The following is a 6,643-nucleotide window of genomic DNA, read 5'->3' as shown; positions in this document are numbered from 1 at the left end:
AACCCAGTGATTAAGAGTCACTTGCTCTGCCAATTGAGCTAGCGGCGCAACGAGGTGACACGTTAGCAGGGCGGTTCCGGCGCCGACAAATTGGTGATCAGCGTCGCGTCGCCCGTTTGCGATGGTGGTCGCGGACAAGGAGCAGCACCCCGCCGAGCATGAGGATGATGAAGCCGATCAGGCCGCCGATGTGCTCATCGTCGGTCACCTGGGTCGCCTGTCCCTGAGGGGTTTTCGTGATCGGCTTGGGGTTGTCGTTCTGGGCGAGTGACGGGTCTATCGGGGCAGGGGTCGTGGTGTGAGCGGCTGCGGGAAGGCGACTCGGAACGCTGGCAGCAGGCTGGGCCGCGGCCGCCCGGTCGAGCGACAGCGTGAGGGTCAGAGAGACGAGGAGGATGAGCACACCGGCCGCGAAGCGCTGGACCCACCTGTTCCCCGAACGCACCGAGTCATTGTGCCGCAGCCGCCTGGTGGTTCGTCGCATCGCCACTCGGAGGCAACGAGAACGTGACCGCCCTGCTCGGGTCGCAGGGTTACGTCCTGGCCGGGCAGCGAGGCCGAGACCCTGACCGCGGCGGCGGTCAGGGCCTCGACACGTGTGGGGGGGCCTTCGTAGCTCGTTCGTCGACTTCGCCCCGTGACGCAACACCCTGGGCACACGGTGGAAGCGGGGCGTCTCCGGGTCTCGCCCCAGGCGTCGGTCTTCCGCGGCCTGGGGCGCAGGCAAGCGATGGACGTGCAGGCGTCGGACGAGAAAACCCGGCCCCGGAGGGGCCAGGTGGTGTGACGCACGTGTAGCAGCGTGACGGCCCTGGCCACCACTCTCGTGGCTTGATGATGCGCGGGCCGATGGTCGATGGGAGCTGGTGGTCATACCAGTCGGAGGGCTGCATCTGGTACCACCGGTGGTTACCTACGCCGTCGGTGTGCTCGCCGGCCAACTTGCCCGCACGGTAGCCCTTGGTCGGGTTGACGAGCCCGATCGGCACTCGACCTCGTGCGAAGGCGACGGGGTAGGCCAGGTCGCTGTCGTTGGAGATCACCACGGCAGCATCCACTGCCTCGGTGAGCACATCGATGAGTAGATGGGACGCGACGTTGACGTCGGAGCCCTTCTCTTCTCGACGAGCGACGGAGGCCATGGACCGAGCGTCCGGGACGTCGCGTTCGGCTCCGTCTTGCACCATCAGCGGCCACTGGGGATGGCTGATCACCGGCTTGCCGTTGCGACCAGCGGTCGCGAGCGGCGCCGTGGCAACCCGTGCGACGTAGTTGCCGAAGCTGACCTGAGTGGCAGAGCCGGAGCGTTCCAGCGCGCGGAGGTAGACGTCCCTGTCGCGTTGGCCGACGGGGTTGCCGGCTCCACTCACACGCGCGGTGCAGTAGATGACCGTCTGGATGATCGGGTCTCGCCAGCGGGAGTGTGTCGCGATCAGATCGGCGGCAAGAGCCTTCAGGTCGAGCCAACGCCACCCCGGGGTCGAGCGACCGCACAGCCCTCGACGCCGTAGTACAGGTTGTACCCGTCGATGTAGACGCCGACTCGCATGGCTCAGACGCTAAGCGGAGGGTCCGACATTCGCGGGGCTCGACGGGTAGGCCGGACCATCATGCACCAGGCCGAAAAAGCCGTCTGACCAAGGGAACGTGAGAAGCAAACCGGCTCCAGCGTGACCACGCTGGAGCCGGTACCTGGGTGAGTGACGGGACTTGAACCCGCGACCCCCTGGACCACAACCAGGTGCTCTACCAGCTGAGCTACACCCACCATGCGTCCCGCGAGCGCGCCGGATCCGACCGGGCATCGCGAGGCAGCGTCGCCAATCGTACCTGCTCCCGGCAGATCTGGTGACCATCACCGCGGACGCGGTCAGGCGTCGGCGGTGGGAGACACGGCATACCGCTCGGCAAGTCCCTTGGCCGTCGGCGTGTCGGGCCCCGGCTCCGGTACGAAGACCGCCGCCCGGTAGTACCGCAGCTCCGCGATCGACTCCCGGATGTCGGCGAGGGCGCGGTGTCCGCCGGCCTTCTTGGGCGCGTTGTAGTACACGCGCGGATACCAGCGGCGGGACAGCTCCTTGATCGACGAGACGTCGATGACGCGGTAGTGCAAGTGGGCCTCGAGCTCGGGCATGTCGCGGGCCAGGAAGCCGCGGTCCGTGCCGATGCTGTTGCCGCCCAAGGGCGCCCGCCGCGGCTCCGGGACCTGCGTGCGGACGAGGTCGAGCACCTGGGCCTGGGCCGCCTCGAGGCTCACCCCGCCCGCGAGCTCGTTCAAGAGGCCCGAGGTCGTGTGCATCGTGCGCACGAACTCGTCCATCTGTTCGAGTGCCTCGGCCGGTGGCTTGATGACGAGGTCGATCCCGTCGCCGAGCTGGTTCAGCTCGAAGTCGGTCACGAGGGCAGCCACCTCGACAAGGGCATCGGCGCGCAGGTCCAGCCCTGTCATCTCGCAGTCGATCCAGACGATGCGGTCTGCCACGGCTCGGTGGTTGGTCTCGCTCACCGGACCACCTTATAGAGGGTGCTGCACTACCCTGCTCGGCATGACCACCGGGCAGCCCAGGCGGCAACCTGACCCGCGGGCGGCGGCGTGGAGCAATGCAGCCAACCCGACCCGACGCCCGCTGCTGCGCACCACCATCACGCTGGGCGTCATCGGGGTCGGCTTCCTGCTCTGTCTGCTGCTGGTCCTCGCGGTCATCGGCAGCGCGTTGACAGTCCAGTCCGTCCTGCTTGCCGGCCTGTTCGCGCTGATCCCGCTCTGCATCGTGGTGCCGACCTACCTCTGGCTGGATCGGTGGGAGGCCGAGCCGGGTCGCCTGCTGGTGATGGCCTTCCTCTGGGGTGCCGTCGTCGCGGTCGCTGTTGCCTACATCCTCAACACCCTGAGCATCCTTCTCCTGGCCGACTCGGGCTGGACAGACCCGCTCGCGACCGGTGCCGTCTACGTTGCTCCCGTCGTCGAGGAGACCCTCAAGGGCCTCGGAGTCGTCCTGATCTACGTGCTGCGCAGACGAGAGTTCGACGGGGTCATCGACGGGATCGTCTATGCCGGGATCGTCGGCGCCGGGTTCGCCTTCACCGAGAACATCCTGTACCTCGGAGAGGCGCTCAGTGCAGGCGGGCCGGAGACCCTGTCCGCGACCTTCGTGATGCGCGGGCTCATGAGCCCGTTCGCACACTCCCTCTTCACGGCGTGCACCGGCATCGGAGTCGGCATCGCCGTGTCCGTGCAGCACCGAGGCGCCCGGGTCATCGCGGTCCTCGCCGGCTGGCTCTGCGCGGTCATCCTGCACGGCATCTGGAACCTGTCGGCGCTCGCCAGCATCCAAGGCTTCCTCGTGGCGTACGCGACCTTCCAGGTCCCGCTCTTTCTGGCGTTCGTCGGGTTCATCGTGTGGTTGCGCCGCCGCGAGGGCAGGCTCATCGGCCAGTACCTCTCGCCCTATGCCGACGCGGGGTGGCTCACCCATGGCGAGGTGTCGATGCTGTCGCAGCTGCGCGGTCGCAAGGAGGCCCGGCGGTGGGCGCGCGAGCACGGCGGCGCGGCCGCGAAACGCTCGATGACGGCCTTCCAGGACAGCGCGAGCGACCTGGCGCTGCTGCGCTGGCGTCTCGCGCACGGAACCGCGGCCGCCGACGCACCGCAGCGCGAGCTCGACCTGCTCGCGGCGATCACCGAGCACCGCCATGCGTTCGTCGGCTCGCCCGTCACCTGAGCCTCGACCGCGCAGGTCGTGCCGAGCCCGACGCGAACCCGGTTCGTCACGAACCGAGTGTTGACCGGCCTCGAGGCGTCCGGGCTCGACACCTCGCAGGCACGGCGGGACATGTCCGGCGGAAAGGCCAGGCTGACCCGTCGGCAAGTACGAGGGCACTGTCCACAAGGCGCGCGGCTCGACGTGCCACGGATCTTCGTACTCGTTGAGTAATCGTCCGCACTACCGACATTCCCGACCATGTCTGTGCCATGTCTGTGCCTGCGTAAAGGTGCACATAAACCACTCCGTTTACGCCAGTGGCCCAGCGCTGGCTGAGGCTGCACCTCTTTGACTGCTATGCACGTCCGGTGTCGGATGGGGTGGTTGTGACAGGTTCGTTGACGGGCAGTCTCGGTGCTGGTATCGCGGCGGCCTTGGAACGCCTGAGATGGGCGCCGGTGCAGCTGCTCCCGCTGTCTGACCTGCCGGCGGCCGGTCGGCTTCCGGCCGTGTTGGTGGTCGAGGACGGGGAACAAGCGTCCGAGGTGTTGCCCAGCATCCGGGAACCGAGCAGGTGCGTGGCCATCGGCTCCGTCGGGTCCCTGCCGATGCTGCTGTCCCTGGCCGAGCGTGGCTCGTTCGTGCTGAATGCGGCCGCCCCGTTCGTCGAGCTGATCCGGCTGGTCGATGAGGCGCTGCGACAGGTTCGGTCAGGCCGCAGCCCGAATCCCGGGTCGGCGGACCGGCTACGACACCGAGCCGCCGAGGTCAGGGCGCTGGGGCACCTGACTCCGTGGGAGGCGCTGGTGCTGGAGGCTCTGATGGACGGGGCGTCAGCGGTGGAGATCGCCGAACGGACATCCCGCTCGCTGCACACGGTCCGCAGTCATATCAAGGCGGTCTTGAGCAAGCTCGGCGTGAGCTCTCAGGTGGCGGCCGTGGGGGTGGCGGAACGTTCTGGCGCCTTCACCAGGCTGGACGTCACCCGAGCGACCTTCGGCGCCGCGTCCCGCGCAACAGGTCCGGTCGGTCCCCCGGGTGGGGGCCACCGCGGCGCGGCGGGCCGCGTGGCGCCTTGACGTGTGGGTGACAGAGCCCGGCTGCCAGAGGCAGGGTCCGTTCCCGCCATGACTGACGCGCTGGCCCTGGCCATCAATTGCATCGAATCATGACATATCCCCAAATTTAGGGATGTGAGAACGACTGGGTGAAACCACGATTGCCTGCGTCACACCGATTCCGGCGGGTGAGTGCGTACCCCGCCTGCAACGCAAGGAGGAACACCATGGGACAGACCGTCAAAGAGGTCATCAAGGTCATCGCGCCGATCGCGCTCAATGCGCTCGCGACGGCGGCCGAGGCACTGCTTGCCGGGGAGGCCATCAGGAGCGCCGTCGGGCAGCTGCCCGAGAAGCGTTCCCCGGCCGCCGCCGGCGACCCGGGATCGATCATCACCACCGACACGTGGCAGTACTGCGAGGCGAACTTCGCCACTCAGTACGGCTACTACTACCAAGGGCTGCGTTCCCAGCCGGTGACCGGCGACCTGGTGATCGCCGCAGCCGAGGACATCATCGTGTGGGAGAAGCAGAACGGCATCAGCGACATCCAGTCCTACCTGCAGTCGGTGTTCAAGGACTCGATCAACCCTGGCGACTCGATCGAGCTTGCCAACAACCTGGGCACGCTGTTCCAGCAGCGCTTCGGCGAGGAGTCCCTGGAGTGGACGCCCTTCTCCAAGCGCTACAACTTCCCCGACGGGCTCATCGTCGACTCGTACATGGTCACCGCGGCCGCCCACGACGTGAACGACAACCCGGCCGGAGTCGCCAGCTACTGCTGGGTCGCCTACAACCACAAGACCGCGTGAGGCGCCGGCCATGCCCTTGGTCTACCGCGGCATGAAGCCGGCCGTCGGCGTAGCCGGCCCGCTCGTCGCAGACAACAACGCCAACGCGCTCGGCGTGCGGACCAACCCGCCCAGCAACGCCGCGGACGTGGTGACGTACCTGCAGAACGAGGTGCCGTGGGTCGCCCCGATGGCCGCCAACCCGGACCCACCACCGGACCAGGTACCGCAAGGCATCTCCGTCGCCTCCGGGTCCGGGTGCAACCTACCGCCGCACCGCCGGCCCAAGGGGGCGCCGTGGAACGGCACCGGCGCGGCCGGGCTGCAGATGTGGCAGCTGGACACGGCAACCCTGGTGCCCCAGCAGCTGGCCGCGCGGGCCGCGCCGCTACCGGGTCAGCCGCAGCACGCCGTGATCTCTCCCGGGCAGGACATGGCCCTGGCGACCTATCGTGGGTACATCGCGGCCACCGCCGCCAACTGGGCGTTGGCGCCCAACCCCGATGATCCGTGCCCGACCACCACCGCAACCGCCGGAGCCGAGCCCATGGAGCCGAACCTGCCACAGCTGGCCGACTCGGTCGGCGCCGGCGCCCCGGCAGCCGACCTGGTCACCGCGCTCCTGGAGGCCAACGCACGGGGAGTCACTGCCACGGCTCTGGTCGCCGGTCTGGAGGCGGCCGTCCAGCGGGCCGACGAGGCAGGCAACGAGGAGGGCGCCGAGTCCCTGCGGAACATCCTTGACCGCATCACCGGCTACTGCGCACCACCGGACCGCATCACGTTGCGCTGACGTCGCTGGCGGCGGCCGCGAGCCCGAGGACCGGCTCGCGGCCGCTGCCAACACGTCCAGGGTGGGTATGAGGTCGGTCTGTTCTCGAAGGCGGTGCTGCAGGCGCTGCGCACCCCGATAGAACGCGGGACCGTGACGATCGCCCGGGCGCGCCTGCTGTTCCAGATGGTGAGAGGGCGTTCCAGAACGGCGCTGCATCGTGCCCCGGCAGGGGCGTCCTATGCTGGGTGCGCGCCGACGCGCCGGCCCCTGTAGCTCAGCGGATAGAGCAAGAGCCTTCTAATCTCTTGGTCGCAG

At 68.3% G+C, this 6,643-nt stretch carries 6 protein-coding genes and 1 tRNA gene; 4 read left to right on the top strand and 3 right to left on the bottom strand.

Translation table 11 applies throughout. The features are described 5' to 3' along the window. Positions 1-97: 97 nt before the first annotated feature. From L0H79_RS19515 to orn, 3 genes are all read right to left on the bottom strand, one after another. Complete coding sequence (locus tag L0H79_RS19515) at positions 98-445, bottom strand: hypothetical protein (RefSeq protein WP_301486308.1); 348 nt, start codon at positions 443-445, stop codon at positions 98-100. A 1,250-nt stretch (positions 446-1,695) separates the two neighbouring features. Then, positions 1,696-1,768: transfer RNA gene (locus tag L0H79_RS19510), tRNA-His, on the bottom strand. A 102-nt stretch (positions 1,769-1,870) separates the two neighbouring features. Next, positions 1,871-2,506 (bottom strand): oligoribonuclease, encoded by a 636-nt coding sequence (gene orn, locus L0H79_RS19505; RefSeq protein WP_301486307.1) that lies wholly within the window; start codon positions 2,504-2,506, stop codon positions 1,871-1,873. A 40-nt stretch (positions 2,507-2,546) separates the two neighbouring features. Between orn and L0H79_RS19500 the strand changes: the two genes are divergently transcribed. From L0H79_RS19500 to L0H79_RS19485, 4 genes are all read left to right on the top strand, one after another. Beyond that, a complete protein-coding gene (locus L0H79_RS19500) occupies positions 2,547-3,722 on the top strand; it encodes a PrsW family intramembrane metalloprotease (protein WP_301486306.1) in 1,176 nt (391 codons plus the stop codon). A gap of 440 nt (positions 3,723-4,162) precedes the next feature. Next, positions 4,163-4,783: a LuxR C-terminal-related transcriptional regulator gene (locus L0H79_RS19495; RefSeq protein WP_301486305.1), complete on the top strand. Its 621-nt coding sequence runs from the start codon at positions 4,163-4,165 to the stop codon at positions 4,781-4,783. A 206-nt stretch (positions 4,784-4,989) separates the two neighbouring features. After that, positions 4,990-5,574, top strand: a complete 585-nt coding sequence (locus tag L0H79_RS19490) for a hypothetical protein (RefSeq protein WP_301486304.1) — start codon at positions 4,990-4,992, stop codon at positions 5,572-5,574. A 10-nt stretch (positions 5,575-5,584) separates the two neighbouring features. Next, positions 5,585-6,346, top strand: coding sequence for a hypothetical protein (locus L0H79_RS19485; protein WP_301486303.1), 762 nt, complete (start codon positions 5,585-5,587; stop codon positions 6,344-6,346). Positions 6,347-6,643 lie beyond the last annotated feature (297 nt).

Origin of the sequence: Intrasporangium sp. (assembly GCF_030452765.1) — a bacterium.
GTDB lineage: Bacteria > Actinomycetota > Actinomycetes > Actinomycetales > Dermatophilaceae > Intrasporangium_A.
Note: the sequence above shows the minus strand (reverse complement) of the source record. Positions and strands in the feature narration are given on the sequence as shown.